This window comes from Clavibacter zhangzhiyongii (assembly GCF_014775655.1).
GTDB lineage: Bacteria > Actinomycetota > Actinomycetes > Actinomycetales > Microbacteriaceae > Clavibacter > Clavibacter zhangzhiyongii.
In genome coordinates this window covers 1,807,040-1,831,842 of sequence record NZ_CP061274.1, presented here as the reverse complement: position 1 = coordinate 1,831,842, position 24,803 = coordinate 1,807,040, and the positions used below count along the sequence as shown (strand labels likewise).

Here is a 24,803-nt window from a genome sequence, read left to right as displayed (position 1 = left end):
GTCAGGTCGGGCCGGCGGGGAGCGGAGCAGCTCGGCCGCCCCGCTCCTCGTCAGCTCCTAGAGGGAGGCGATGGACTCCTTGGCGGCGGCCACGACGGCCTCCGTCGTGATGCCGAACTCGCGGTACAGGACCTCGTACTCGGCGCTCGCGCCGAAGTGCTCGATCGAGATGCTGCGGCCGTGGTGCCCGACGTACTGCTTCCAGGAGAGCGAGACGCCCGCCTCGACGGACACGCGCGCGGCGACCGCCTGGGGGAGCACGTGCTCCTTGTACGCCGCGTCCTGCTCCTCGAACCACTCGAGGCTCGGGGCGCTGACGACTCGGGCCTGGACGCCGTCCGCGGCGAGGGCCTCGCGGGCCTCGACGGCGAACTGGACCTCGGAGCCCGTGGCGATGAGGATCACGTCGGGCGTGCCCTCCGTGTCGGCGAGGATGTACGCGCCCTGCGCGACGCCGGCGGCCGAGGCGAACTCGGTGGCCGTGGCCTCGCCCGCGCCGCGCTCGAGCACGGGCAGGTTCTGGCGCGAGAGCGCGATGCCCGCGGGTCCCATGCGACGCGTGAGGATCGTCTTCCACGCCTGCGCGGTCTCGTTGGCGTCCGCGGGGCGGATGACATCGAGGCCCGGGATGGCGCGGAGGCTGGCGAGCTGCTCCACCGGCTGGTGCGTCGGCCCATCGCCGCCGAGGGCGACCGAGTCGTGCGTCCAGACGAAGATCGACGGCGCCTTCATGAGCGCGGCGAGACGGACCGCCGGGCGCATGTAGTCGCTGAAGATGAGGAACGTGCCGCCGAAGGGGCGCGTGTTGCCGTGCAGGACGATGCCGTTGAGGATCGCGCCCATGGCGTGCTCGCGGATGCCGAAGTGGAGGACGCGGCCGTAGGGGTCGCCCTTCCACATGTCGGTGGAGCGCTCGGCGGGCACGAACGACGGCGCCGACTCGATGGTCGTGTTGTTCGACTCGGCGAGGTCGGCGGAGCCGCCCCACAGCTCGGGCATGACCTCGGCGATGGCGTTGATGACCTTGCCCGACGCGGCACGCGTGGAGACGGCCTTGCCGGCCGGGAACACGGGGAGCGCGTCGTCGAGGCCCTCGGGTGCGTCGCCCTTGAGGACGCGGTCGAGCAGCGTCTTGCGCTCGGGGTTCGCCTCGGCCCACGCGGCGAGCTTCTCGTCCCACTCGCGGTGCTGCTGCTGGCCGCGCTCGATGGCCTGGCGGGTGTGCTCGAGGACGCCGTCCGGCACCTCGAAGCTCTTCTCGGGGTCGAAGCCGACGATCTGCTTGACGGCCGCGAGCTCCTCGGCGCCGAGGGCGGAGCCGTGGATCTTGCCCGAGTTCTGCTTCTTCGGGGAGGGCCAGCCGATGATCGTCTTCAGGATGATGAGCGACGGCTTGCGCGTCTCGGCCTTGGCGGCCTCCACGGCGTCGAACAGCTCCTGGACGTCCTCGACGTACTCGCCGGTCTTCTTCCAGTCGACGAGCTGGACGTGCCAGCCGTAGGACTCGTAGCGCGCGGCGACGTCCTCGGTGAAGGCGATGTCGGTGTCGTCCTCGATCGAGATCTGGTTGCTGTCGTAGATCGCGATGAGGTTGCCGAGCTCCTGGTGCCCCGCGAGGGAGGAGGCCTCGGAGGTGATGCCCTCCTGCATGTCGCCGTCGCCGGCGATCACGTACACGAAGTGGTCGAAGGGGCTCTCACCGGCCGGGGTCTCCGGGTCGAAGAGGCCGCGCTCGTAGCGGGCGGCGTAGGCGAAGCCCACGGAGGAGGCGAGGCCCTGGCCGAGGGGGCCGGTGGTGATCTCGACGCCGTCGGTGTGGCCGTACTCGGGGTGGCCCGGGGTCTTGGAGTCCCACGTGCGGAGCGCCTGGAGGTCCTCGATCTCGAGGCCGTAGCCGCCGAGGAAGAACTGCGTGTACTGCGTGAGCGAGCTGTGGCCCACCGAGAGGATGAAGCGGTCGCGACCGATCCAGGTGCTGTCGGACGGGTCGCGGCGCATGACCTTCTGGAACAGGAGGTAGGCCGCGGGGGCCAGGCTCATGGCGGTGCCGGGGTGACCGTTTCCGACCTTCTCCACCGCGTCCGCGGCGAGGATCCGTGCGGTGTCGACCGCCTTGCTGTCGATGGGGTCCCATTGCAATGCTGCCACTTGGTTCTAGCCCTTCTGAAGATGGGGGGAGGCCCAGCCGGACCGCCTATCAGTATAGGGAACACCCACTCGGCCCTCGGTGTTCCGATGCGCCTCGGACGGCCCCCGCGCGGCTCGGCTCGCAGGTGCCGTGGCCTACCATGGGGAGGGAATGTCCGGCGAGTTAGAGGTGCGATGAACGTTGCGGTGCAGAGTCGGGTCGATCGGGAGACGATCGGCGTGGCGAGGAAGACCAAGGCGTACGTCGCACTGACGAAGCCGCGCGTCATCGAGCTCCTGCTCGTGACCACCGCGCCCGTCATGATCCTCGCCCAGGGCGGGCTGCCGGACCTCTGGCTCGTGCTCGGCGTCCTCATCGGCGGCACCCTGAGCGCCGGCAGCGCCAACGCCTTCAACTGCTACATCGACCGCGACATCGACCGCGTCATGAAGCGCACGCAGCGCCGGCCGCTGGTCACCGGGGAGCTCACGGACCGCGAGGCCCTCGTGTTCGCCTGGATCATCGGCGTCGCGAGCATCCTCTGGCTCGGCGTCATCGCCAACTGGCTCGCCGCGGCGCTGTCGCTCGCCGCGATCCTCTTCTACGTCTTCGTCTACACGCTGTGGCTCAAGCGCCGCACGCCGCAGAACATCGTCTGGGGCGGGGCGGCCGGGTGCATGCCCGTCCTCATCGGCTGGGCCGCCGTCACGGGCGACATCTCGTGGGCGCCCGTCATCCTCTTCATGATCGTGTTCCTCTGGACGCCGCCGCACTACTGGCCGCTGTCGATGAAGTACCGCGACGACTACGCCTCGGTCAACGTGCCGATGCTCGCGGTCGTGCGCGGTCGCGCCGCCGTCGGCCTGCAGACCATCCTCTACGCGTGGGCGACGTTGGCCTGCTCGCTGCTGCTCATCCCCGTCGCGGACATGGGCCTCGTCTACACGCTCGCGGCCCTCGCGGGCGGCGGCTGGTTCGTCTACGAGACGCACCGCCTGTACGACCTCGCGGTGCGCCACGAGCCGATCAAGCCGATGCGCGTGTTCCACGCGTCCATCTCGTACCTGTCGCTGCTGTTCCTCGCCGTCGGCATCGACCCGCTGCTGCCCTTCTGAGCCGCGCGGCCACCGCCTCGGCCTGACGTCCGGCCGCTGCCCCGACGTCCGCCGCGTGACGACAGCCGTCGACGTCTGACGGCGCCGGTCTGCAGTTGCGCCACGGGTCTTTCGGCAGGGGGGCGCGGCGTCGCCGCCGTCACCGACCGCGGATGCCGGTCGCTCGGACCCGTGCGGGTCGTCGGCGTGCGCGTGTCCACGCGGTCCTGCAGCGGGCAGCCCACCCCGTGCGACCGGCGGACGCGCGGCCCGAGCGCGCGCACGTTCCACCCCATGCGACGACGCCCGCCTCGAGCGGGGCTCGGGCGGGCGTCGGGGTGCGGGCCGGGGATCAGCCCACGTGGGCCGCGCGTCGCACCTCGGCCGGGGTGAGCTTCAGGGTGTCCGCGCGTCGGGTGGTGCTGAGCAGCGTCGCGGTCATGGCGGACGCGAGCACGCAGGCGAGCACCATGTGCAGCCCGACGAGGAACTCCGGTAGGCCCGTGCGTGCCTGGACGAGGCCGACGGCGATCTGCGTCAGCTCGACGGCAAGGAGCACCCGGGTCCAGCGGGACACGGCCGTCCAGCGGTTGCGCGCGGCGACGGCGACGAGGGCGATCGTGAGCCCGAACGTCGTGTAGGCGGGCCAGCTGTGCACGTGCTGCAGCAGCTCGGGGTCGAGCCCGTTGCGGGCCGCGCCCTGGTCGCCGGCGTGGGGGCCGGATCCGGTCACGACGATGCCGACGAGGATGGTGATGCCGACGGCGACCGCGGTGGTGCGGGCGAGGGCCAGGAAGGACGAGGGGACGGAGCGCTCCGCCTCGTCGAGCGGGTGGTACGTGCGCCACACGAGCACGGTCGACAGCACCACGAGCACCACCGACACGACGAAGTGCAGGCCCACGATGTAGGGGTTGAGGCCGGTGAGCACCGTGATGCCGCCGATCACGCCCTGCGCCGGGATCCCGAGGCCGATGGCCAGCGCGACGGAGAAGAGCCCGCGGCCGCGGTTCCGGAGGCGAAGCACGGCGAGGAACGTGGCGATCGCGACAATGACGAGCAGGAAGGTGAGGAGGCGGTTGCCGAACTCGATGATCCCGTGGACGCCCATCTCCGGCGTGGAGACGAAGGAGTCCGCGGTGCAGCGCGGCCAGGTGGGGCAGCCGAGGCCCGAACCCGTGAGGCGGACGAGCCCGCCCGTGCCGACGACGAGCGTCTGCACGACCAGAGTCGTCCAGACGAGGAACCGCGTCGTGCGCGTGATCCCGTCCGGCAGCCGCTCCCGCAGCCGCCTTCCGACCATGAGCGTCTGACCTAGCACGCTCCCACTGGGAGAGTGCCCCGCATCGGTGCCGTGAGTCACTGCCTGCCTTCCGCGCCCGCTGGATTGCCCGTAGAATCGGGTGGTTCATGGAACACGTCGGGCCTTGCGGCATCCGGCACGTCAGCGAGGACGGCGGGAACAAGTCCACCCGCGTTCGTGTTCATCCTAAGAGGGGTGCGAGGCGTGAAGCCGCCGCATCCCGGACACCCACAGTCTTCCTCTCGTCACCGAAGCGGCGTCGCCGTGCGGGGGAATGCCGATACGGCGCTGATACGCCCAGATCGTCAGGAAAGCAGGTAGCCATGTCAGATGTGCTGATCGACCGACCCGAGCTCGAGAGCCTCGGACAGTACGAGTTCGGCTGGTCCGACTCCGATGTCGCCGGGGCCTCCGCCAAGCGCGGCATCTCGCCCGAGGTCGTCGCGGACATCTCGCGGCGCAAGAGCGAGCCCGAGTGGATGCTCGCCAACCGCATGAAGGGCTACGAGCTCTTCGGCAAGAAGCCCATGCCGACGTGGGGCGCCGACCTGTCCGGCATCGACTTCGACAACATCAAGTACTTCGTGCGCTCCACGGAGAAGCAGGCCCAGACGTGGGACGACCTGCCCGACGACATCAAGAACACGTACGAGCGGCTCGGCATCCCCGAGGCGGAGCGCCAGCGCCTCGTCTCCGGCGTCGCCGCCCAGTACGAGTCCGAGGTCGTCTTCCACTCGATCCAGAAGGACCTCGAGGACCAGGGCGTCATCTTCATGGACACCGACACGGCGCTGCGCGAGCACCCGGAGCTGTTCAAGGAGTACTTCGGCACCGTCATCCCCGCGGGCGACAACAAGTTCGCGGCGCTGAACACGGCCGTCTGGTCGGGCGGCTCGTTCGTGTACGTGCCCAAGGGCGTCCACGTGGAGATCCCACTGCAGGCGTACTTCCGCATCAACACCGAGAACATGGGCCAGTTCGAGCGGACGCTGATCATCGCCGACGAGGGCAGCTACGTCCACTACATCGAGGGCTGCACCGCGCCCATCTACAAGTCCGACTCGCTGCACTCCGCGGTCGTCGAGATCATCGTGAAGAAGGACGCCCGCGTCCGCTACACGACCATCCAGAACTGGTCCAACAACGTCTACAACCTCGTCACCAAGCGCGCGACGGCGGCCGAGGGCGCGACCATGGAGTGGATCGACGGCAACATCGGCTCCAAGGTCACGATGAAGTACCCCTCCATCTACCTCATGGGCGAGCGCGCCAAGGGCGAGACCCTGTCCGTGGCCTTCGCGGGCCCCGGCCAGCACCAGGACGCCGGCGCGAAGATGGTGCACATGGCGCCGTACACGCAGTCGTCCATCGTCTCCAAGTCCATCGCGCGCGGCGGCGGCCGGGCCGGCTACCGCGGCGAGATCCGCGTGGACGCGGCGGCGCACCACTCCGCCAACACCGTCCGCTGCGACGCGCTGCTGGTCGACACGATCTCCCGCTCCGACACGTACCCCGCGATCGACATCCGGGTGGACGACGTGCAGCTCGGCCACGAGGCCACGGTCTCGCGCGTCAGCGAGGAGCAGCTGTTCTACCTGATGAGCCGGGGCATGCCCGAGGACGAGGCCATGGCCATGATCGTCCGCGGCTTCATCGAGCCCATCGCCCGAGAGCTGCCCATGGAGTACGCGCTCGAACTCAACAAGCTCATCGAGATGGGCATGGAAGGATCCGTCGGCTAGATGACGACCCCACTCGCCACCACCGAAGCCGTCGCCCCCCTGGGGAACGGCGCCCGACCGCACACCGACGGAGGGTGGGGCGTCATACCCATCCAGACCCGCTCCGAGCGCTTCACGTCCACCGACGTCGAGGCGTTCGACGCGGTCACCGGCCGTGAGGCCGTCTGGAAGCTGACGCCCGTCCGACGCCTCGACGACCTCATCGCCGGGGCGCTCGACGGGTCGCGCTATCCGCTCACGGCCTCCGAGGCGGCGGGCACGTCCGTCTCGTGGATCCCGCGCGACGACGCCCGCGTCGGCACCGCCGGCGCCCCCGAGGACCGCGCGGCGGCCAACGCCTGGTCGTCCTTCGGCGAGGCGCTGTCGATCGAGGTGTCGGGCGAGGAGCCCGTCACCGTCACGGTCGGCCGCTCCGAGCTCGGCGCCGCGCCGCGCGCCGCGCACACCGTCATCACGGCCGCGCCCTTCAGCCGCGGCGTCGTGATCCTCGACAACGCCGGATCCGCGTCGCTCGCCGAGAACGTCGAGATCGTCGTCGGCGACCAGGCCGAGCTCACGGTCGTCACCGTCCAGCAGTGGGACGACGAGGCGCGCCACCTCGCGGCGCACCAGGCCGTCGTCGGCCGCGACGCGAAGCTCAAGCACGTGGTGGTGACGCTCGGCGGATCCATCGTCCGCGTCAACCCCTCGGCGCACCTCTCGAACGAGGGCGCCGACGGCGAGCTGCTCGGCGTGTACTTCGCCGACGCGGGCCAGCACCTCGAGCAGCAGGTGTACGTCGACCACGACGCCCCGAACACCCGCAGCCGCGTCACCTACAAGGGCGCGCTGCAGGGGAAGGGCGCCCGCACAGTCTGGATCGGCGACGTGCTCATCCGCCGTTCCGCGCCCGGCACCGACAGCTACGAGCAGAACCGCAACCTCGTCCTCACGGACGGCACGCGCGCCGACTCGGTCCCGAACCTCGAGATCGAGACCGGCGACATCGCCGGCGCCGGTCACGCGAGCGCCACGGGCCGCTTCGACGACGAGCAGCTGTTCTACCTGCAGGCCCGCGGGATCACCGAGGAGGAGGCGCGTCGCCTCGTCGTCCGCGGCTTCCTCAGCGAGATCGTCCAGCAGATCGGCGTCCCCGACCTCGAGGAGCGGCTGCAGGCCGCCATCGAGGCCGAGCTGGCCGGCACGAGCACCGGGGCGGTCGCCCGATGACCGCCGTGCGCATCTGCGCCGTCGACGAGCTCGGCGAGAACGAGGCGCTCCGCATCGAGATCGAGGGCCTCGCCATCGCGCTCGTCAAGGACTCCTCGGGTACGGTGCACGCCATCGGCGACACCTGCACGCACGGCGACATCTCGCTGGCCGAGGGCTTCGTCGAGGGCGACACCCTGGAGTGCTGGGCCCACGGGTCGAAGTTCTCCCTCGAGACGGGCAAGCCGCGCACGCTGCCGGCGTACGAGCCCGTCCCCGTCTACCCCGTGTCGATCGTGGACGGCGACATCCACATCGACACCACCCCGAAGAGCTAGAGGAACCGCACGCATGTCAACTCTCACCATCACCGACCTGCACGTCAGCGTCGACACCGAGCAGGGTCGCAAGCAGATCCTCAAGGGCGTCGACCTCACGATCAACGAGGGCGAGATCCACGCGATCATGGGCCCCAACGGCTCGGGCAAGTCCACGCTGGCGTACACGATCTCGGGCCACCCGAAGTACCACGTCGACTCCGGGTCCATCACGCTCGACGGCGTCGAGGTCCTCGACATGACGGTCGACGAGCGCGCCCGCGCGGGCCTGTTCCTCGCCATGCAGTACCCGGTCGAGATCCCCGGCGTCACGACGACGAACTTCCTCCGCACCGCCAAGACCGCGATCGACGGCGAGGCGCCCGCCATCCGCGGCTGGATCAAGGACGTGCGCACCTCGATGGCCGCGCTCAAGATGGACCCCGCGTTCGCGGAGCGCAACGTCAACGAGGGCTTCTCCGGCGGCGAGAAGAAGCGCAACGAGGTGCTGCAGCTCGAGCTGCTGAAGCCCAAGTTCGCGGTCCTCGACGAGACCGACTCCGGCCTCGACGTCGACGCGCTGAAGATCGTCTCCGAGGGCGTCAACCGCGCGAAGGCGAACACGGGCCTCGGGCTCCTGCTCATCACGCACTACACGCGCATCCTCCGCTACATCCAGCCCGACTTCGTCCACGTGTTCGTGGCGGGCCGGGTCGCCGAGCAGGGCGGCCGCGAGCTGGCCGACCGCCTCGAGGAGGAGGGCTACGACCGCTTCCTCGCGCCCTCCACCACGGTGACGGCGTGACGATGCAGAGCACGCTGCCCCCGCAGAAGTTCGACGAGGTCGAGGAGGCCCTCAAAGACGTGATGGATCCCGAGCTCGGGATCAACATCGTCGACCTGGGCCTCATCTACGACCTGGCGTGGGACGACGAGAACGACGCCCTCATCATCCACATGACCCTGACGTCCGCGGGCTGCCCGCTCACGGACGTGCTCGAGGAGCAGACCGCGGAGGCGCTCGACGGCGTCGTGGCCGCGTTCCGCATCAACTGGGTCTGGATGCCGCCGTGGGGTCCCGAGAAGATCACCGACGACGGCCGCGACATGATGCGGGCGCTCGGCTTCTCCATCTGATCCGCGCCGCTCGACCACGACGGCCCCACCCGCTGCGGGTGGGGCCGTCGTCACGTCACCGGCCGTCCCGGCGCCGTCGGGAGGGGCCGCACGCCCGCGTCTCGTACACTGGACCGGTCGGGTCCGATGGACGCCCTCGACCGACCGGGCTCGACCCCCTCTGCTGCGGGTCGCCCTCCTCCCACGGACCGTGGGACATCCGCTGACCAGAAGGACCCCTCACCGTGCTCGCTGTACACGACCTGGAGCTGCGCGTCGGCGCCCGCGTCCTCATGGAGGACGTCTCGTTCCGGGTGAGCCCGGGGGACAAGATCGGCCTCGTCGGCCGCAACGGCGCCGGCAAGACGACGCTCACCAAGATCCTCGCGGGGGAGGGGCAGCCCACGGGCGGCCGCATCGACCGCTCCGGCGAGATCGGCTACCTCCCGCAGGACCCGCGCTCCGGCAACCCGGAGGACCTGGCCCGCACGCGCATCCTCGACGCCCGCGGCCTCGGCACGCTGTCGCTCGACATGCAGCGGGCGATGCTCGACATGGCGTCCACCGACGACAAGGTCTCGTCGAAGGCGATGAAGGACTACGGACGCCTCGAGGAGCGCTTCGTCGCGCTCGGCGGGTACGCGGCCGAGGCGGAGGCCGCGTCGATCGCGAGCAACCTCAGCCTGCCCGACCGGATCCTCGACCAGCCGCTCAGCACGCTCTCCGGCGGCCAGCGCCGCCGCATCGAGCTCGCGCGCATCCTCTTCTCCGGCGCGGACACGATGCTCCTCGACGAGCCCACCAACCACCTCGACGCCGACTCCGTCACCTGGCTCCGCGAGTTCCTCAAGGGGTACCAGGGCGGGCTCATCGTGATCAGCCACGACGTGGAGCTCGTCGGCGACACCGTGAACCGCGTCTTCTACCTCGACGCGAACCGCATGGTCATCGACATCTACAACATGGGCTGGAAGCACTACCAGCGCCAGCGCGCCGCCGACGAGGAGCGCCGCAAGAAGGAGCGCGCCAACGTCGAGAAGAAGGCGGGCGTCCTGCAGCTGCAGGCCGCCAAGTTCGGGGCCAAGGCCTCGAAGGCCGCCGCCGCCCACCAGATGGTGCGGCGCGCGGAGAAGATGCTCTCCGGCCTCGAGGAGGTGCGCGCGGTCGACCGCGTCGCGAAGCTGCGCTTCCCCGAGCCCGTCGCCTGCGGCCGCACGCCGCTCATGGCGAGCGACCTCAGCAAGAACTACGGCTCGCTCGAGATCTTCACGGCCGTCGACCTCGCCATCGACCGCGGCAGCAAGGTCGTCATCCTCGGCCTCAACGGCGCGGGCAAGACGACGCTGCTGCGGATCCTCGCGGGCGTCGACCAGCCCGACACCGGCCGGCTCGAGCCCGGCCACGGCCTGCGCGTCGGCTACTACGCGCAGGAGCACGAGACCATCGACGTCAAGCGCAGCGTGCTGGAGAACATGGTGTCGTCCTCGCCCGACATCTCCGAGATGGAGGCGCGTCGCGTCCTCGGCTCGTTCCTGTTCACGGGCGACGACTCGGCGAAGCCCGCGGGCGTGCTCTCGGGCGGCGAGAAGACGCGCCTGGCGCTGGCGATGATCGTCGTGTCCGGTGCGAACGTGCTGCTCCTCGACGAGCCCACCAACAACCTCGACCCCGCGAGCCGCGAGGAGATCCTCGGTGCGCTCAACACCTACTCGGGCGCCGTGGTGCTCGTGAGCCACGACTCCGGCGCCGTCGAGGCGCTGAACCCCGAGCGCGTCCTCATCATGCCGGAGGGCACCGAGGACCACTGGAGCCCCGACTACATGGACCTCATCGAGCTGGCCTGATAGCCCGGGCGGACGCACGCGCGGCTGCCCGGCCCGCCGCCCGACCGCTCCCGCGGCGGGCCGGCGGCCTCAGCGGGCGTCGTCGAGGATCCGGTCCTCGACGTCGGCGTCCGACGGCTGCTTCCGCGCGCGCTTCGCCTGCCGGGCCCGCTCGCGCTCCTGCTCCTCGGGGTCGTCGGCGTTGATGATGCGGTACTCGTTGCGCACCGCGACGCCGAGGCCCGCGAAGCCGATGATCGCGAACACGATCCACTGGAAAGCGTAGGAGAGGTGCGGGCCCTCGTCCTCCTCGGGTCGCGGCGTCGCGAACGGCGCGGCGTCGGCGGGCGCGGGATCCTCCGAGATCAGCAGCCCGTAGGCGCCCGTGAAGGTCGGCGCGTCCACGCGGGACGCGATGTCCGGCAGGTTGACCGTGGCGATCTGGCCCTCGGGAGCGGACCGCCCGGGCAGCTCCGGCTCCCCGGCCTTGAGGCGCGCGGTCACGGTCACCTGCCCCGACGGCGGCGCCGGCACGGAGTCGGGGGAGTCCTGCGAGTTGCCGATGGGCACCCAGCCGCGGTCGACGACGAAGACCCGGCCGTCCTCCAGCCGCAACGGCGTGAGGACCTCGAAGCCGGGCTGGCCGTTGAAGGGCCTGTTCCGCGCCAGCAGCTGCTCGTCGACGAGGTAGGTGCCCGTCATCGTGACGGGCGTCCACTTCTGCGTGTCGACGTACGCGGAGGCGTCGGCGAGCACCTGGTCCACGGGCAGAGGAGCGCTGTCCCAGTTGTCCTCCACCTTGGCGATCTCGGCGAGGGCCTCGTCGCGGCGGGCGAACTGCCAGTGGCTGAGCAGCACGCACGCGATGGCGAAGACCACGGCGACCGTCAGGTAGCCCGCCCACCGGCGGTTGAGCACGAAGCGCCAGCGGCTCACGCGATGGCCCCCTCGACGGGCGCGTCGATCGCGGCGGTGCGGACGGGGAAGTCCCGTCCGGCGAGGAAGTCGCGCAGGAAGCCGACGTGCTCGTCGCACGCGGTCCAGGTCTTCACCCGGTCTGCCGTGTGGATGCGCGGGTTCCGCCATTCGACCCGCCAGGCGGCCTCGGCGCGGCAGCTGGCGCGCGAGCACTCGACGACGTCGGCGTCGGGCCCGGAGGATCCGAGCCCCCAGGACGCGAGCCCGCTCACGCCGCGTCGGGGGTGCCGGGCGTCGGGGCGTCCCGGGCGGGGGTCGGGCGGTCCTCGGCGGGGCGCGCGGGGTCGGGCGCGCGGCCGGTCTCGTAGGTGGTGAAGGACGCCGGGGCCGTGAAGGGCTCCGAGGGCGTGTAGGGCTCCGACGGCGTGTACGCCGCGGAGGGAGCGAACGGCTCCGCCGGCGGCGGGAATCCGGAGTGCCGGGCCGACACGGCGACGACGCCGCCCGGCCGCTCGACCGCGGTGCCCTGGTTGCCGCCGACGTTCGCCAGGATGACGGCGAAGTAGGGCAGCACGATGGCGCCGACGGCGGCGACGGCGAGCCACCAGCCTTGGAGGAAGAGGCACGAGAGGATGCAGACCATGCGGATGGTCATCGCGATGGTGTACTTCACCATGCGGGCGTGACGGTCCTCCTGCGGGGACCGGGGGAGGCTGGTGACCGACTGCTGCGGAGCTGGCATGGGTGGATGGCGTCCTTCGAGGGCGCGTCGCGCGCCCCATCGAGACCAGGGTACGCCGCGCCACCGATAGGCTCGTCCGAGTCCGCCAGCCCCCTCCAAGCCGTAAGGGAAGGTCCCCCATGAGCACCGCTCGCACCGTCGTCGTCACCGGAGGCAACAGGGGGATCGGCTTCGCGATCGCCGAGGAGATGCTGCGTCGCGGGCACCGCGTCGCCGTCACCGCGCGCTCCGGCGAGGGCCCCGCGGGCAGCCTCACGGTGCGCGCCGACGTGACCGACGCCGCCTCCGTCGACGCCGCCTTCACCGAGGTCGAGGCGGCGTACGGACCCGTGGAGGTCGTGGTCGCCAACGCGGGCATCACGCGCGACACCCTCATGATGCGCATGAGCGACGACGACTTCACCGAGGTCGTCGACACGAACCTGGGCGGCGCCTTCCGCGTCGCGAAGCGCGCGTCGAAGGGCATGCTCAAGGCGCGCTTCGGGCGCATCGTCCTCATCTCCAGCGTCGTCGGCCTGTACGGCTCCGGCGGCCAGGTCAACTACGCGGCGTCGAAGAGCGGCCTGGTGGGCCTCGCCCGCTCCGTCACGCGCGAGCTCGGCGGTCGCGGCATCACGGCCAACGTCGTCGCTCCCGGCTTCATCGAGACCGACATGACCGCCGAGCTGCCCGAGGCCACGGCCGCCGAGTACAAGAAGTCCATCCCGGCCGGCCGCTACGGCACCGCCGCCGAGGTCGCGGGTGTCGTCGCCTGGATCTCCTCCGACGAGGCCGCCTACGTCTCGGGCGCCGTCATCCCCGTCGACGGCGGCCTCGGCATGGGCCACTGACGCCGCCCAACGAGGAGAGCGCCGTGTCCGACCTCCTGGCGGCCTGGGACATCGGTCCCGCCGCGCTCACCGAGCTGGGGGCCACGCACAACCACGCCTACCGCGTCGACGTCGACGGCGGATCCCGGTACCTGCTGCGCCTGCACGTCGCGCGCCGGAAGCGGCACGAGATCGACCTGGAGCTCGACTGGCTGGCGATGCTCGCGGCCCGGGGCGGGCCCTCGGTGCCGGTCCCGCACCGCACCCGCGCCGGATCATGGACCGCCGAGGTCGAGGTCCCGGTCCCCGACGACGACGAGGTCGGCCTCCGCCGCGCGGTCGTCGGGGCGGCCGGCGAGCGGGTGGAGGTGCGGCTCGCGAGCCTGCTCACCTGGCACGACGGCGAGATGCTGAGCAGCCTGCCCGCGTCGTCGGACGCCGGCCCCTTCGCCGAGACGCTCGCCGCGCTGCACGCCGCGGGCGGCGCTCCCGAGGCGGTCGCCCTCGCCGGCCAGCGCCGCCGCTACGACGCCGACTACGCCGCCACCCGGCTGGAGCGCCTCGTCGAGGGGTACCCGGGCATCATGGCCGACGGCTCGACCGCGGACGCCCTCGCCGGCGCGATCGGCGAGCTCCGCGCCACCCTCGCGGAGGCCGGACCGCCGATCATGGTGCACGGCGACTACCACCCCGGCAACCTGATCCAGGGGCCGGACGGCGTCTCGGTGATCGACTTCGACCGCTGCGGGCTCGGGCCCGCGGGCCTCGACGTCGCCGCGGCGATCATGTACCTGGCGCCCCGGCAGCGCGCCCAGTTCCACCGCGCCTACACGGCCGCGGGCGGCAGCACGGGCGTCCCGGACGCGCGCTTCGGCGCCTTCATCTTCCTGGCGTACCTCGACAACGTCACGCACCTCGCCAGCCTGCCGTCCGAGCGCGAGCGGATGCCCGCGAACATCGCGCAGCTCGCCGCCATCGCCCGCGCGGTCGTCACCGGCTGACGCGCGCGGCCCCGATCGGCCGCGGTGCCGTCGGACGGCTCAGCGCGGGAGGCCGAGGAGCGCGAGGACCTGCGCGAGGTCGCGCCGGTCGACGCACACGTCGGCGCGTGCGCGCACGGCGGGCTTCGCGTCGAACGCGACGGAGAGGCCGGCCGCGGCCATCATTTCCAGGTCGTTCGCCCCGTCGCCCACGGCGACCACGCGGTCGAGCGGGATGCCGAGGTCGGCGCTCCACTCCTCGACGGCGGCGCGCTTGGCCGCCGCGTCGATGACGGGACCGGTGACGCGTCCCGTGAGGCGGCCCTCCGCCGACTCCAGCCGGTTCGCGCGCCAGCGGTCGAGCCCGAGGCGCTCGGCCAGCGGATCCAGCAGCTCGTGGAAGCCGCCCGAGACGACGGCGACGACGTGGCCGGCATCGTGCAGCCCCGCCACCAGCCGCTCCGCCCCCGACGTGAGCCGGATCCGCGCCCCGACGGTCGCGTAAACCGACACGGGCAGCCCCGCCAGCGTCGCGACGCGGGAGCGCAGGCTCTCCGCGAAGTCGAGCTCGCCGCGCATCGCCCGGTCGGTGACCGCGGCGACCTCGTCGAGCGACCCCGCCTCGGCGGCGAGCAGCTCGATGGCCTCGTCCTCGATGAGGGTCGAGTCCACATCGAGCACCACGAGCATGCGCGGCAGGGCGCGCTCGACGGGCGACGCCGTCGGGGGCGTCAGCGGCAGGACGGCGCTCACGGGGTGACGCGCACGCCCTTGCCCACGACGGTGATGCCGCCGTCGGTGACCGTGAAGCCGCGCGCGCGGTCGCGGTCGTGGTCGACGCCGACGGTCGCGCCGGGCTCGACCTCGACGTCCTTGTCGAGGATCGCGCGGCGGATGTCGGCGCCCGCCCCGATGTGGACCTTGTCGAACACGATCGAGTCGACGATCCGCGCGCCCGACTCGGCGATGACCCACGGACCGAGCACGCTGCGCTCGACGTGGGCGCCGCTGATGACGCCGCCGAGCGACGTGATCGAGTCGATCATGGTGCCCGTGTTGCCCTGCGCGTCGCGGACGAACTTCGCGGGCGGGCTGTTGAGCTGCTGGCTGAAGATCGGCCAGTCCTTGTTGTAGAGGTTGAACACCGGCAGCGCCGAGATGAGGTCCTGGTGCGCATCGAAGAACGACTCGATCGTGCCGACGTCGCGCCAGTAGTAGCGGTCGCGGTCGTTGGCCCCGGGGACCTCGTTGCGGTTGAGGTCGTAGACGCCCGCGTTGCCCTGCTCGACGAACCACGGGACGATGTCGCCGCCCATGTCGTGCGCCGAGTCGGGGTTCTCGCCGTCACGGCGCACCGCGTCGATGAGCTGGTCGGTGTCGAAGACGTAGTTGCCCATGGAGGCGAGCACCTCGCCGGGGGAGTCGTCGAGGCCGACCGGGTCCTTCGGCTTCTCGAGGAAGGCGCGGATGGCGGCGGGGTTCGCGGGATCCGTGTCGATGACGCCGAACTGGTCGGCCAGCTCGATGGGCTGGCGGATGGCGGCGACCGTCGCGCCGCGGCCCGACGCGATGTGCGCGTCGATCATCTGGCTGAAGTCCATGCGGTACACGTGGTCGGCGCCGACCACGACGACGATGTCGGGCTTCTCGTCGTTGATGAGGTTGAGGCTCTGCAGGATCGCGTCCGCCGATCCGCTGAACCAGCGCTTGCCGAGCCGCTGCTGGGCGGGCACCGACGCGATGTAGGAGTTGAGCATCTGGTTGAGGCGCCAGGTCTGCGACACGTGGCGGTCGAGCGAGTGCGACTTGTACTGCGTCAGCACGACGATCTGCGTGAGCCCCGAGTTGATGAGGTTCGAGAGCGCGAAGTCGATGAGCCGGTACTGCCCGCCGAACGGGACGGCGGGCTTGGCGCGGTCCGCGGTGAGCGGCATGAGCCTCTTGCCCTCGCCGCCGGCGAGCACGATTCCAAAGATCTTCTTCGATGCCATTGCCCCAGCGTAGATGCACCGCGGGGCATGTACTAGCGTTCGACGAATGCGAGCAGACGTCATCACGAAGGAGTATCCGCCGGAGGTCTACGGGGGTGCCGGGGTCCATGTCACGGAGCTCGCGAAGGCGATGCGACAGCGGACGGAGGTCGTCGTCCGCGCGTTCGGCGCCCCGCGCGACGAGCCCGGCGTCTTCTCCTACCCCGTCCCCGCGGAGCTCCGCGACGCGAACGCGACGCTGCAGACGATGGCCGTCGACCTCGCCATCGCGAGCGACGTGGCCGGCGCCGACGTCGTCCACTCGCACACCTGGTACGCCAACCACGCGGGCCACGTCGCGTCGATGCTGCACGGCATCCCGCACGTCGTCACGGCGCACAGCCTCGAGCCGCTGCGTCCGTGGAAGGCCGAGCAGCTGGGCGGCGGCTACCGCGTGTCCAGCTGGATCGAGCGCACGGCGTACGAGGCGGCCGACGCCGTCATCGCGGTCAGCGACGGGATGAAGCGCGACATCCTCCGCTCGTACCCCTCCCTGGACGAGGCGCGCGTGCACACCGTCTACAACGGCATCGACCTCGAGGCATGGGCGCCCGTGCACGACGACGAGCTCGTCCGCTCCCTCGGCATCGACCCGACCCGGCCCTCGGTCGTGTTCGTCGGGCGCATCACACGCCAGAAGGGCCTGCCGTACCTGCTGCGCGCAGCCGCCCTGCTGCCCGCCGACGTGCAGATGGTGCTGTGCGCCGGCGCGCCCGACACCCCGCAGATCATGGAGGAGGTCACGGCCCTCGTCCGCGGCCTGCAGGAGGAGCGCTCCGGCGTCGTCTGGATCGACCGGCTCCTGCCGCGTCGCGAGCTCTCGGCCGTCCTCACGGCCGGCACCGTCTTCGTCTGCCCGTCCGTCTACGAGCCCCTCGGCATCGTCAACCTGGAGGCCATGGCCTGCGGCGCGCCCGTCGTCGGCACCGCCACCGGCGGGATCCCCGAGGTCGTCGACGACGGCGTCACCGGCCGCCTCGTCCCCATCGACCAGGCCACCGACGGCACGGGCACGCCCACCGACCCCGAGCGCTTCGTCCGCGACCTCGCCGCCGCGCTCACCGAGGTCGTGCAGGATCCCGACGCCGCCCGCCGAATGGGCGAGGCCGGCCGTGCGCGCGCCGAGCGCGAGTTCGGCTGGGACCGGATCGCCCGCCAGACCGAGGCGATCTACGCGTCGATCCTGCGCTGACCCGGCTCTCCCGGGCGGGCCGCGCGCGGGATCGGGGCCGGTAGACTCGTGGGCATGAGCCACGTCCTCTCCCTGTCCGGAGTGTCCTTCGTCCGGAACGGGACGACCATCCTCGACCGCGTGGACTGGACGGTCGACGGCGACGAGCGCTGGGTCGTCCTCGGGCCGAACGGCGCCGGGAAGACGAGCCTCCTGCAGATCGCCTCCGCCATGGCGCACCCGTCCTCGGGCACCGCGACGGTCCTCGACCACGAGCTCGGCCGCGTCGACGTGTTCGAGCTGCGCTCGCGCATCGGCTTCGCGTCCACCGCCATGGCCCGCCGCATCCCGGCGGACGAGACGGTGCTCGACGTGGTGCTCACCGCCGCGTACTCGGTCACCGGCCGCTGGAACGAGGACTACGAGGACATCGACGTGCGCCGCGCCCAGCGCGTGCTCGCCGAGTGGCGGCTCGACCACCTCGAGCAGCGCAAGTTCGGCACGCTGAGCGACGGCGAGCAGAAGCGCGTCCAGATCGCCCGCTCGATCATGACCGACCCCGAGCTCCTGCTCCTCGACGAGCCCGCCGCGAGCCTCGACCTCGGGGCCCGCGAGGAGCTGCTGCAGCTCCTCGGCGGCTACGCGTCGGCACCCGAGGCGCCCGGAATCGTCATGGTCACCCACCACGTCGAGGAGATCCCGCGCGGGTTCACGCACGGGCTGCTCCTGCGCGACGGCGCCGTCGTCGCGGCCGGTCCGCTCGGCGACGTGATCACCGCCGACGCCCTCGGCCGCACGTTCGGCCTCGAGCTCGAGGTCACGCAGGACGACGGGCGCTTCACCGCCCGGGCCGTCCGCCGCTGACCCGATCGGACGCCTCCGGCGCGCCTGCCCGGAACCGGCACCCGTCTGGTAGGCTTGTCCACTGGTCCGGTGATCATCCCGGGCACCCATGCTTCCCACGCAGACACCAGAAACGACGAAGGACACCCCCGATGAAGACCGCCATCCACCCCCAGTACGCCCCGGTCGTCTTCCGCGACCTCGCCTCCGGTGAGACCTTCCTCACGCGCTCCACCGTGGGCAGCTCGAAGACCATCGAGTGGGAGGACGGCAACACGTACCCCGTCATCGACGTCGAGATCTCGAGCGCCTCGCACCCGTTCTACACGGGCAAGCAGCGCATCATGGACTCCGCCGGCCGCGTCGAGAAGTTCAACTCGCGCTACGCGGGCTTCGGCAAGAAGTAGCAGCTCCCCGCTGCACCACGAAGGGCGCCCGGCTCCGGCCGGGCGCCCTTCGTCGTCCCCGCTACCCGCGCGTCTGGCGAGGGACGTGCGGACGGCGGGAGCGGATCAGCTGCCGGCGTGCCGCTCGGGCCACGCGCCGGACGTCGTGAACGCGGGGTCGCGGGTGCGGCGCATGTAGTCCTGGAAGCTCTCGGCCTGCACGCGCGACCAGTCGACCTGGCGGTCGTGCAGGTCGAGCACGGGGATGTCGAGCTGGTCGGCGTAGCGCCCGGCGATGGCCTGCGCGACGCGGCCCGCGGCGATGGCGTCGGCGCCCGCGTCGTGCGCGTCGTCGAGCGCGACGCCGTAGTGCTCGGCCGCGACGGAGAGGGTGCGCTTGCCGCGGCGGTACGTGTCCACCGCCTTGTCGATGACCAGCGGGTCGATGACGGGGCCCGTGTCGCGGAGCGGCTCCACGCCGTGCCGCACGGCCTCGCGGTTGAGCAGCGTGAGGTCGTAGGGCGCGTTGTAGACGACGAGCGCGAGGCCGCGCGCGAACATCTCGCGGATGGTGGTGACGATCTCGAGGACGACGGCCGCGGCGTCGCGGCCCTCGGCCCGGGCGCGCTCGGTGGTGACGCCGTGGATGGCCGCGGCGCCGGCGGGGATCTCGACGCCGGGATCCGCGAGCCAGTCGTGCCGTTCGGTGACCCGCCCGTCCGCGTCGAGCACGACGATGCACGCCGTGACGATGCGGGCGGTCTCGACGTCCACCCCCGTCGTCTCGAGGTCGAAGGAGGCGAGGGAGTGGTGCCAGCGGGAGCTCATCCTGTAGATGCTACGGGCGACCGCCGATGGCGGGCGCACCCATGTGCAGCCAGTAGAAGCTCTGCGTGGCGAGCGTGAGGGTGAGCCGGCCGTCGTCGCCGACCGTCGGGAAGACGCCGCCGCCGAAGAGGTCGTAGAGCTGGGATCCCGCGAAGTCGGACGCGTCGATCGTGACCGACACCGGGTTGTGCGCGAACGAGAACACGCAGAGCACGTCCTCGGCGCGGTCGCCGAAGTGCGTGCCGCTGCCCTCGTACGAGCGGACGAACGCGAGCACGCTCTCGTGGTCGGTCGGCAGGACCCGGATGGTGCCCTGGCCGAAGACGGGGTGCGCCTTCCGCACGTGGATCACGTTCCGCACCCAGTGCAGCAGCGAGCGCGACTGGGCCAGCTGCGACTCCACGTTGATCTGCGCGTAGTTGTAGACGAGCGACTGCACGACGGGCAGGTAGAGCTTGCCCGGATCGGCGGTGGAGAAGCCGGCGTTGCGGTCCGGAGTCCACTGCATGGGCGTGCGCGACGCGTCGCGGTCCGGCAGCCAGATGTTGTCGCCCATGCCGATCTCGTCCCCGTAGTAGAGGAACGGGCTGCCGGGGAGCGAGAACAGGAGCGCGTGCACGAGCTCGAGCTCGGCGCGCGAGTTGTCGAGCAGCGGTGCCAGGCGGCGGCGGATGCCGATGTTGACGCGCATGCGCGGGTCGTAGGCGTACCAGCCGTACATGGCCTGGCGGTACTCCTCGCTCACCATCTCGAGCGTCAGCTCGTCGTGGTTGCGGAGGAAGACGCCCCAGGCGGCGCCCTCCGGGATCTCGAACGTCTCGCTCATGATGCGCTTCAGCTCGTCCGCGGTCTGCGAGCGGAGGGAGTAGAAGATGCGCGGCATGATCGGGAAGTCGAACGCCATGTGGCACTCGGGCTCCTCCTCGGTGCCGAGGAACGCGGAGACCTCGCGGGGCCACTGGTTCGCCTCGGCGATGAGGATGCGGCCCGGGTACTCCTCGTCGACCATGGCGCGCAGGCGCTTGAGGAACTCGTGCGTGGCCGGCTCGCCCTCGCCGTTGCCCTCCTCGGTCTCGTAGAGGTACGGGATCGCGTCGAGGCGGAGACCGTCGACGCCCATGTCGAGCCAGTGGCGGATGACGCCGTAGATGGCCTCGTGCACCTTCGGGTTGTCGAAGTTGAGGTCGGGCTGGTGCGAGAAGAAGCGGTGGAAGAAGAACTGGCGGCGCACCGGGTCGAAGGTCCAGTTGGACTCCTCGGTGTCGACGAAGATGACGCGGATGTCCTCGTACTTCTCGTCGGTGTCGCTCCAGACGTAGAAGTCGCCGTAGGGGCCGTCCGGGTCGGACCGGGACTGCTGGAACCACTCGTGCTGGTCGGAGGTGTGGTTCATCACGAGGTCGATGACGATGCGCATGTTGCGCTCGTGCGACTTCGTGACGAGCTCCTTGAAGTCGTCGAGCGTGCCGAACTCGGGCAGCACGGCCATGTAGTCGCTGATGTCGTAGCCGCCGTCGCGGAGCGGCGACTGGAAGAACGGGGGGAGCCACAGGCCGTCGATGCCGAGCCACTGCAGGTAGTCGAGCTTGGAGATGAGGCCCTGGATGTCGCCCGTGCCGTCGCCGTTGGAGTCGACGAAGGAGCGGATCATCACCTCGTAGAACACGGAGCGCTTGTACCACTGCTTGTCGAGCGTGAGTCCGGGCAGGGTGATGGGGGCGGTGAAGCTCACGGTTCTCCTCTGGGGCGCGACGGGGCGCGTCGACGGCGGGGCGGGGAAGGCTCGTGGGCAACTCTAGGCGGGGTGGGCGGGAGCCCGAGCCCGGCGCGCCCGGGGGCGGGGGCGGCCGCCGCTCGTAGACTCGACCCCGATGACCGTCCCCTCGCCCTACGCCGCCCAGCTCGACCGCATCCCCGTGGTCCGCCGCACCGTCGACCTCCTCGGGAGCCGCACCGCGTGGTGGGAGTACGGGCCCGCCGACGCCGCGCAGGTGGTCGTGGTCGTGCACGGGTTCCGCGGCGACCACCACGGGCTCGAGCCGGTCGTGGCGCAGCTGCCGGGCGTGCGGATCCTCTCGCCCGACCTGCCGGGCTTCGGCGACTCGACGCCGCTCGGCGACGCGCGGCACGACATCCCCGGCTACGCGGCGTGGCTGCGCGCCTTCGTCGACGCGACGGGCACGCGCGACGCGACCGTGCTGGGGCACTCGTTCGGCTCCATCGTCGTCGCGGCCGCGCTCGCGGACGGGCTGCCCGCTCCGCGCGCGATCCTCGTGAACCCCATCGCCGCGCCCGCGCTCGAGGGCCCCCGGGGGATCCTCACGCGCCTCGCCGTGCTCTACTACCGCTCCGCCGCCCTGCTGCCCGAGCGCGCGGGCTTTGGCCTGCTGCGCAACCGCGCGATCGTGCGCGTGATGAGCGAGGCCATGGCGAAGACGCGCGACCGGGGGCTCCGCCGCTGGATCAACGACCAGCACGACCGGTTCTTCAGCGCGTTCAGCGACCGCCGCGTGGTGCTCGAGGCGTTCCGCGCGTCGGTCTCCTCCGACGCGAGCACCTACGCCGCGCGCGTCCGCGTGCCCGTGCTGCTGGTCGCGGCCGAGCGCGACGACATCACGCCCGTCGCGGCGCAGCACCGGCTCCGGGCGCTGTTCCCGGACGCGCGGCTCGAGGTGATCCCGCGGGTCGGGCACCTCATCCACTACGAGACGCCCCGGGAGGCGGCCGGCTTCGTCCGGGCGTTCCTGGACGAGGGGAGCGCGCCGTGAGGCTCGTGTTCGACTGCCGGTACACCCGCATCGGCCGGCACGACGGGATCAGCCGCTACGGCGCCGAGCTCGTCGCGCGGCTGGGCACGCGCTTCGACGTGACCATGCTCATCAGCGACCACCGCCAGCTCGCGCTCCTGCCCGACCTGCCATGGCAGCTGGTCAGCTCGCCGACCGGCCCGCGGGAGCCGTGGCTGGCGCGGCGCATCTCGCGGATGCGGCCCGACGTCGTCTACAGCCCCATGCAGACCATGGGCTCCCGCGGCCGCGCCTACCCGCTCGTGCTCACGCTGCACGACCTCATCTACTACCGGCACCGGCGTCCGCCGCGGGACCTGCCCGCTCCCGTGCGCGCCCTGTGGCGGGCGTTCCACCTCGCCTGGTGGCCGCAGCGCCTGCTGCTGGACCGGGCGGACGCGATCGTGACCGTCAGCGAGACGACGCGCGGCCTGATCCGCCGGCACCGGCTCACGTCCCGGCCGGTGGTCGTGGTGCCGAACGCGGCCGAGCTCGCACCGGCGCCCGACGGATCGCCCGACGGCCCGCGGGACGCCCCCGCCGAGCAGACGCTCGTCTACATGGGCTCGTACATGCCGTACAAGAACGTCGAGACGCTCGTGCGCGCGGCCGACGACCTGCCGGACCACGAGCTGCACCTCATGAGCCGCGTCGACCCGGCCGAGCGGGAGCGGCTCGAGGGCATCGCCGACGGCGCGCGCCTCGTCTTCCGGGACGGCGCGGACGACGCCGAGTACGCGGCGACGCTGCGACGCGCGACGGCGCTGCTCACGGCCTCGCGCGACGAGGGCTTCGGCATCCCCGTCATCGAGGCGATGAGCGTGGGGTTGCCCGTCATCGTCAGCGACATCCCGATCTTCCGGGAGATCGGCGGCGACGCGGCCGTCTACGCGGACCCGGACGACCCCGAGGCGTTCGCCGCGGCCGTGCGCGCGCTGGAGGATCCCGCCGAGTGGCGGCGGCGCTCCGCGGCGTCGATCGCGCGCGCCGCCGAGTACAGCTGGGACGCCTCCGCGACCGAGCTGGGCGACCTGCTGGAGCGGGTCGCCCGCGCCGGACGCGCCGGGGCCTAGGCCCGGATCAGGCCGGGCGCCCCGCGGACAGGTCGGCGACGGGCCCGAGCTCGGCGATCCCGCCGAAGCGCAGCAGGGACAGCGCGCCGTCGACCACGCCGAACGTGTGCGCCGAGCCGTTCTCGATCATGGGCCCGGGTCGGCCGACGAGCGAGGCGTCGAGGCTCCGGGCGAGAGCGGCGATGACGCCGCCGTGCGACACCGCGATGAGCGACCCGCCGGGGTGCAGCTCGGCGAGCCGCAGGAGCGCGGCGCCCGCCCTCTCGGTGACGGACTCGACGGTCTCCCGCCCGGGCACGTCGCCGTCGGGGAAGCGCGCCTCGATCTCCGCGTGCGTCAGCCCCTCGGCCAAGCCGTAGCGGCGCTCCGCGAGCGCCGGCTCCGGCAGCGGGCCCGTCGTGGGCGCGCCGCCGAGCGCGAGGTGCTCCGCGATGATCGACGCGGTCTCGAAGGCGCGGCTGAGCGGGCTCGCGTGCACCGCGTCCCAGCCGGCCCCGCCCGCGACGGCCTCGGCGAGGAGCGCGCCCGCGGTGGCGGCCTGCGCGCGACCGGTGTCGTCGAGCGGGATGTCGCTCGAGCCCTGCACGCGGCGCTCGACGTTCCAGGCCGTGCGGCCGTGGCGGACGAGGACGATGCGGGTCACGACGCGAGCTCCGTCTGGATCGCGCGGAGGGTCTCGCTCGTGCCGCCCTCCAGGCGGACGGTGGCGCGGGTGTCGCCCTTGGTGGTGCCGCGGTTGAGGATCACGATCGGCATGCGGCTCCTCCGGGCGATCTCGAGCAGGCGGATGCCGGAGTTCACGGCGAGCGAGGATCCGGCGATGAGCAGCACGTCCGCCTCCGCCACGATGGCGCTCGCCTCGCGGAACCGCTCGGTAGGCACGAGCTCGCCGAAGAACACGACGTCGGGCTTGAGCATGCCGCCGCAGACGCTGCACACGGGGATGCGGAAGCGGTCCACGTCGTGCACCTGCGCATCGCCGTCGGGGTTCAGCTCCACGGCGTCCGGCGCGTCGAGCCACGGGTTCTCGGCGCTGATGCGCTCCGCGATCGCCGAGCGCGCGTAGGCCTGGCCGCAGTCGAGGCAGAGGACCCGGTCGAGTGAGCCGTGCAGGTCGACCACGCGGCGGGACCCGGCGCGCTCGTGCAGCCCGTCGACGTTCTGCGTGACGAGGCCCGAGACGACGCCCGCGGCCTCCAGGTCGGCGAGCGCCGCGTGCCCGTCGTTGGGACGCGCGGAGCTGAAGGCCTTCCAGCCGAGGTGCCCGCCCGCCCAGTAGCGGCGGCGGAAGTCGTCGCCCTCGCTGCGGAACTGCTGGAACGTCATCGGGTTCCGCTTGGGGGCGCCCTCACCGCGGTAGTCGGGGATGCCCGAGTCGGTGCTGACGCCGGCGCCCGTGAGGACGGCCGTGCGGCGTCCGCGCATCAGGCCGACGGCCTCGGCGAGGGTGGATCCCACGGGGGGTCGGGGATCGTCACGGAGAGCGGTGCTCATGGGGCCTCCCGGTGCCGAGCGGACGCCCGCGC

25 protein-coding genes are annotated in these 24,803 nt (G+C 71.8%); 14 read left to right on the top strand and 11 right to left on the bottom strand.

Annotated features, from left to right (window positions below; translation table 11 throughout):
* Positions 1-57: 57 nt before the first annotated feature.
* Positions 58-2,148, bottom strand: a complete 2,091-nt coding sequence (tkt, locus tag H9X71_RS08710; protein ID WP_191146741.1) for a transketolase — start codon at positions 2,146-2,148, stop codon at positions 58-60.
* Positions 2,149-2,322: 174 nt separating this feature from the next.
* On the opposite strand from tkt, the gene H9X71_RS08705 reads away from it, so the two are divergent.
* A complete protein-coding gene (locus tag H9X71_RS08705) occupies positions 2,323-3,243 on the top strand; it encodes a heme o synthase (protein WP_191146740.1) in 921 nt (306 codons plus the stop codon).
* Between the two features lie 331 nt (positions 3,244-3,574).
* On the opposite strand, the gene H9X71_RS08700 is transcribed toward H9X71_RS08705, so the two are convergent.
* Positions 3,575-4,525: a COX15/CtaA family protein gene (locus tag H9X71_RS08700; protein ID WP_425321396.1), complete on the bottom strand. Its 951-nt coding sequence runs from the start codon at positions 4,523-4,525 to the stop codon at positions 3,575-3,577.
* Between the two features lie 323 nt (positions 4,526-4,848).
* Between H9X71_RS08700 and sufB the strand changes: the two genes are divergently transcribed.
* The 6 genes from sufB to H9X71_RS08670 all read left to right on the top strand — a co-directional run bounded on the left by sufB (position 4,849) and on the right by H9X71_RS08670 (position 10,732).
* Positions 4,849-6,267 carry a Fe-S cluster assembly protein SufB gene (gene sufB, locus H9X71_RS08695; protein ID WP_191146738.1) on the top strand — a complete coding sequence of 473 codons (1,419 nt, stop codon included), beginning with the start codon at positions 4,849-4,851 and terminating at the stop codon, positions 6,265-6,267.
* Positions 6,268-7,476, top strand: coding sequence for a Fe-S cluster assembly protein SufD (gene sufD / locus H9X71_RS08690; protein ID WP_191146737.1), 1,209 nt, complete (start codon positions 6,268-6,270; stop codon positions 7,474-7,476).
* Positions 7,473-7,793, top strand: a complete 321-nt coding sequence (locus H9X71_RS08685; protein WP_045528105.1) for a non-heme iron oxygenase ferredoxin subunit — start codon at positions 7,473-7,475, stop codon at positions 7,791-7,793. Before sufD ends, H9X71_RS08685 begins: the two co-directional genes overlap by 4 nt.
* 13 nt (positions 7,794-7,806) lie before the next feature.
* Positions 7,807-8,577 carry a Fe-S cluster assembly ATPase SufC gene (gene sufC / locus H9X71_RS08680; protein ID WP_045528103.1) on the top strand — a complete coding sequence of 257 codons (771 nt, stop codon included), beginning with the start codon at positions 7,807-7,809 and terminating at the stop codon, positions 8,575-8,577.
* A gap of 2 nt (positions 8,578-8,579) precedes the next feature.
* Positions 8,580-8,909 carry a metal-sulfur cluster assembly factor gene (locus H9X71_RS08675; RefSeq protein ID WP_191149136.1) on the top strand — a complete coding sequence of 110 codons (330 nt, stop codon included), beginning with the start codon at positions 8,580-8,582 and terminating at the stop codon, positions 8,907-8,909.
* 224 nt (positions 8,910-9,133) lie between these two features.
* Positions 9,134-10,732: an ABC-F family ATP-binding cassette domain-containing protein gene (locus H9X71_RS08670; protein ID WP_191146736.1), complete on the top strand. Its 1,599-nt coding sequence runs from the start codon at positions 9,134-9,136 to the stop codon at positions 10,730-10,732.
* A gap of 69 nt (positions 10,733-10,801) precedes the next feature.
* On the opposite strand, the gene H9X71_RS08665 is transcribed toward H9X71_RS08670, so the two are convergent.
* Genes H9X71_RS08665 through H9X71_RS08655 form a run of 3 tightly spaced genes read right to left on the bottom strand, consistent with a single transcriptional unit; the run spans position 10,802 to position 12,371 of the window.
* Positions 10,802-11,647: an SURF1 family cytochrome oxidase biogenesis protein gene (locus H9X71_RS08665; RefSeq protein ID WP_191146735.1), complete on the bottom strand. Its 846-nt coding sequence runs from the start codon at positions 11,645-11,647 to the stop codon at positions 10,802-10,804.
* Positions 11,644-11,901: a hypothetical protein gene (locus H9X71_RS08660; RefSeq protein WP_191146734.1), complete on the bottom strand. Its 258-nt coding sequence runs from the start codon at positions 11,899-11,901 to the stop codon at positions 11,644-11,646. Before H9X71_RS08660 ends, H9X71_RS08665 begins: the two co-directional genes overlap by 4 nt.
* Complete coding sequence (locus H9X71_RS08655) at positions 11,898-12,371, bottom strand: DUF3099 domain-containing protein (protein WP_191146733.1); 474 nt, start codon at positions 12,369-12,371, stop codon at positions 11,898-11,900. The genes H9X71_RS08660 and H9X71_RS08655 overlap by 4 nt, the downstream gene beginning before the upstream one ends.
* 119 nt (positions 12,372-12,490) lie before the next feature.
* On the opposite strand from H9X71_RS08655, the gene fabG reads away from it, so the two are divergent.
* Together fabG and H9X71_RS08645 are read left to right on the top strand one after the other, a co-directional pair.
* On the top strand, positions 12,491-13,201 hold the full coding sequence (gene fabG / locus H9X71_RS08650; RefSeq protein WP_191146732.1) for a 3-oxoacyl-ACP reductase FabG: 711 nt from the start codon (positions 12,491-12,493) through the stop codon (positions 13,199-13,201).
* Positions 13,202-13,224: 23 nt separating this feature from the next.
* Positions 13,225-14,181 carry a phosphotransferase enzyme family protein gene (locus H9X71_RS08645; RefSeq protein ID WP_191146731.1) on the top strand — a complete coding sequence of 319 codons (957 nt, stop codon included), beginning with the start codon at positions 13,225-13,227 and terminating at the stop codon, positions 14,179-14,181.
* A 39-nt stretch (positions 14,182-14,220) separates the two neighbouring features.
* Here the strand turns inward: H9X71_RS08645 and serB are convergent, their stop codons facing one another.
* Positions 14,221-14,913, bottom strand: coding sequence for a phosphoserine phosphatase SerB (gene serB, locus H9X71_RS08640; protein ID WP_191146730.1), 693 nt, complete (start codon positions 14,911-14,913; stop codon positions 14,221-14,223).
* Entirely contained in the window at positions 14,910-16,151 is a 1,242-nt protein-coding gene (locus tag H9X71_RS08635) for a glucose-1-phosphate adenylyltransferase (protein ID WP_191146729.1), read from the bottom strand. Before H9X71_RS08635 ends, serB begins: the two co-directional genes overlap by 4 nt.
* Before the next feature lie 46 nt (positions 16,152-16,197).
* On the opposite strand from H9X71_RS08635, the gene glgA reads away from it, so the two are divergent.
* From glgA to H9X71_RS08620, 3 genes are all read left to right on the top strand, one after another.
* On the top strand, positions 16,198-17,382 hold the full coding sequence (gene glgA / locus H9X71_RS08630; RefSeq protein WP_191146728.1) for a glycogen synthase: 1,185 nt from the start codon (positions 16,198-16,200) through the stop codon (positions 17,380-17,382).
* Positions 17,383-17,436: 54 nt separating this feature from the next.
* Entirely contained in the window at positions 17,437-18,225 is a 789-nt protein-coding gene (locus tag H9X71_RS08625) for an ABC transporter ATP-binding protein (protein ID WP_191146727.1), read from the top strand.
* Positions 18,226-18,356: 131 nt separating this feature from the next.
* Positions 18,357-18,611: a type B 50S ribosomal protein L31 gene (locus H9X71_RS08620; protein ID WP_191146726.1), complete on the top strand. Its 255-nt coding sequence runs from the start codon at positions 18,357-18,359 to the stop codon at positions 18,609-18,611.
* A gap of 105 nt (positions 18,612-18,716) precedes the next feature.
* Here the strand turns inward: H9X71_RS08620 and H9X71_RS08615 are convergent, their stop codons facing one another.
* The gene (locus tag H9X71_RS08615) at positions 18,717-19,418 is read right to left on the bottom strand and encodes a 3'-5' exonuclease (RefSeq protein ID WP_191146725.1); all 702 of its coding nucleotides are present in this window, start codon (positions 19,416-19,418) and stop codon (positions 18,717-18,719) included.
* Between the two features lie 10 nt (positions 19,419-19,428).
* The gene (gene treS / locus H9X71_RS08610; protein ID WP_191146724.1) at positions 19,429-21,150 is read right to left on the bottom strand and encodes a maltose alpha-D-glucosyltransferase; all 1,722 of its coding nucleotides are present in this window, start codon (positions 21,148-21,150) and stop codon (positions 19,429-19,431) included.
* A gap of 139 nt (positions 21,151-21,289) precedes the next feature.
* Here treS and H9X71_RS08605 point away from each other — a divergent pair, with 139 nt between their 5' ends.
* Together H9X71_RS08605 and H9X71_RS08600 are read left to right on the top strand one after the other, a co-directional pair.
* Entirely contained in the window at positions 21,290-22,186 is an 897-nt protein-coding gene (locus tag H9X71_RS08605; protein ID WP_191146723.1) for an alpha/beta fold hydrolase, read from the top strand.
* On the top strand, positions 22,183-23,277 hold the full coding sequence (locus H9X71_RS08600) for a glycosyltransferase family 4 protein (RefSeq protein ID WP_191146722.1): 1,095 nt from the start codon (positions 22,183-22,185) through the stop codon (positions 23,275-23,277). Before H9X71_RS08605 ends, H9X71_RS08600 begins: the two co-directional genes overlap by 4 nt.
* A gap of 7 nt (positions 23,278-23,284) precedes the next feature.
* On the opposite strand, the gene H9X71_RS08595 is transcribed toward H9X71_RS08600, so the two are convergent.
* Complete coding sequence (locus H9X71_RS08595) at positions 23,285-23,920, bottom strand: histidine phosphatase family protein (RefSeq protein ID WP_191146721.1); 636 nt, start codon at positions 23,918-23,920, stop codon at positions 23,285-23,287.
* Entirely contained in the window at positions 23,917-24,771 is an 855-nt protein-coding gene (locus H9X71_RS08590) for a Sir2 family NAD-dependent protein deacetylase (protein ID WP_191146720.1), read from the bottom strand. Before H9X71_RS08590 ends, H9X71_RS08595 begins: the two co-directional genes overlap by 4 nt.
* Between the last annotated feature and the right edge of the window lie 32 nt (positions 24,772-24,803).

Bases quoted from the DNA above. Each gene is read 5' to 3' on its own strand.
- H9X71_RS08705 (WP_191146740.1), top strand. From the start codon at position 2,323: ATGAACGTTGCGGTGCAGAGTCGGGTCGATCGGGAGACGATCGGCGTG.
- H9X71_RS08700 (WP_425321396.1), bottom strand. From the start codon at position 4,525: ATGGTCGGAAGGCGGCTGCGGGAGCGGCTGCCGGACGGGATCACGCGC.
- sufB (WP_191146738.1), top strand. From the start codon at position 4,849: ATGTCAGATGTGCTGATCGACCGACCCGAGCTCGAGAGCCTCGGACAG.
- sufD (WP_191146737.1), top strand. From the start codon at position 6,268: ATGACGACCCCACTCGCCACCACCGAAGCCGTCGCCCCCCTGGGGAAC.
- H9X71_RS08685 (WP_045528105.1), top strand. From the start codon at position 7,473: ATGACCGCCGTGCGCATCTGCGCCGTCGACGAGCTCGGCGAGAACGAG.
- sufC (WP_045528103.1), top strand. From the start codon at position 7,807: ATGTCAACTCTCACCATCACCGACCTGCACGTCAGCGTCGACACCGAG.
- H9X71_RS08675 (WP_191149136.1), top strand. From the start codon at position 8,580: ATGCAGAGCACGCTGCCCCCGCAGAAGTTCGACGAGGTCGAGGAGGCC.
- H9X71_RS08655 (WP_191146733.1), bottom strand. From the start codon at position 12,371: ATGCCAGCTCCGCAGCAGTCGGTCACCAGCCTCCCCCGGTCCCCGCAG.
- fabG (WP_191146732.1), top strand. From the start codon at position 12,491: ATGAGCACCGCTCGCACCGTCGTCGTCACCGGAGGCAACAGGGGGATC.
- H9X71_RS08635 (WP_191146729.1), bottom strand. From the start codon at position 16,151: ATGGCATCGAAGAAGATCTTTGGAATCGTGCTCGCCGGCGGCGAGGGC.
- glgA (WP_191146728.1), top strand. From the start codon at position 16,198: ATGCGAGCAGACGTCATCACGAAGGAGTATCCGCCGGAGGTCTACGGG.
- H9X71_RS08625 (WP_191146727.1), top strand. From the start codon at position 17,437: ATGAGCCACGTCCTCTCCCTGTCCGGAGTGTCCTTCGTCCGGAACGGG.
- H9X71_RS08620 (WP_191146726.1), top strand. From the start codon at position 18,357: ATGAAGACCGCCATCCACCCCCAGTACGCCCCGGTCGTCTTCCGCGAC.
- H9X71_RS08615 (WP_191146725.1), bottom strand. From the start codon at position 19,418: ATGAGCTCCCGCTGGCACCACTCCCTCGCCTCCTTCGACCTCGAGACG.
- H9X71_RS08605 (WP_191146723.1), top strand. From the start codon at position 21,290: ATGACCGTCCCCTCGCCCTACGCCGCCCAGCTCGACCGCATCCCCGTG.
- H9X71_RS08590 (WP_191146720.1), bottom strand. From the start codon at position 24,771: ATGAGCACCGCTCTCCGTGACGATCCCCGACCCCCCGTGGGATCCACC.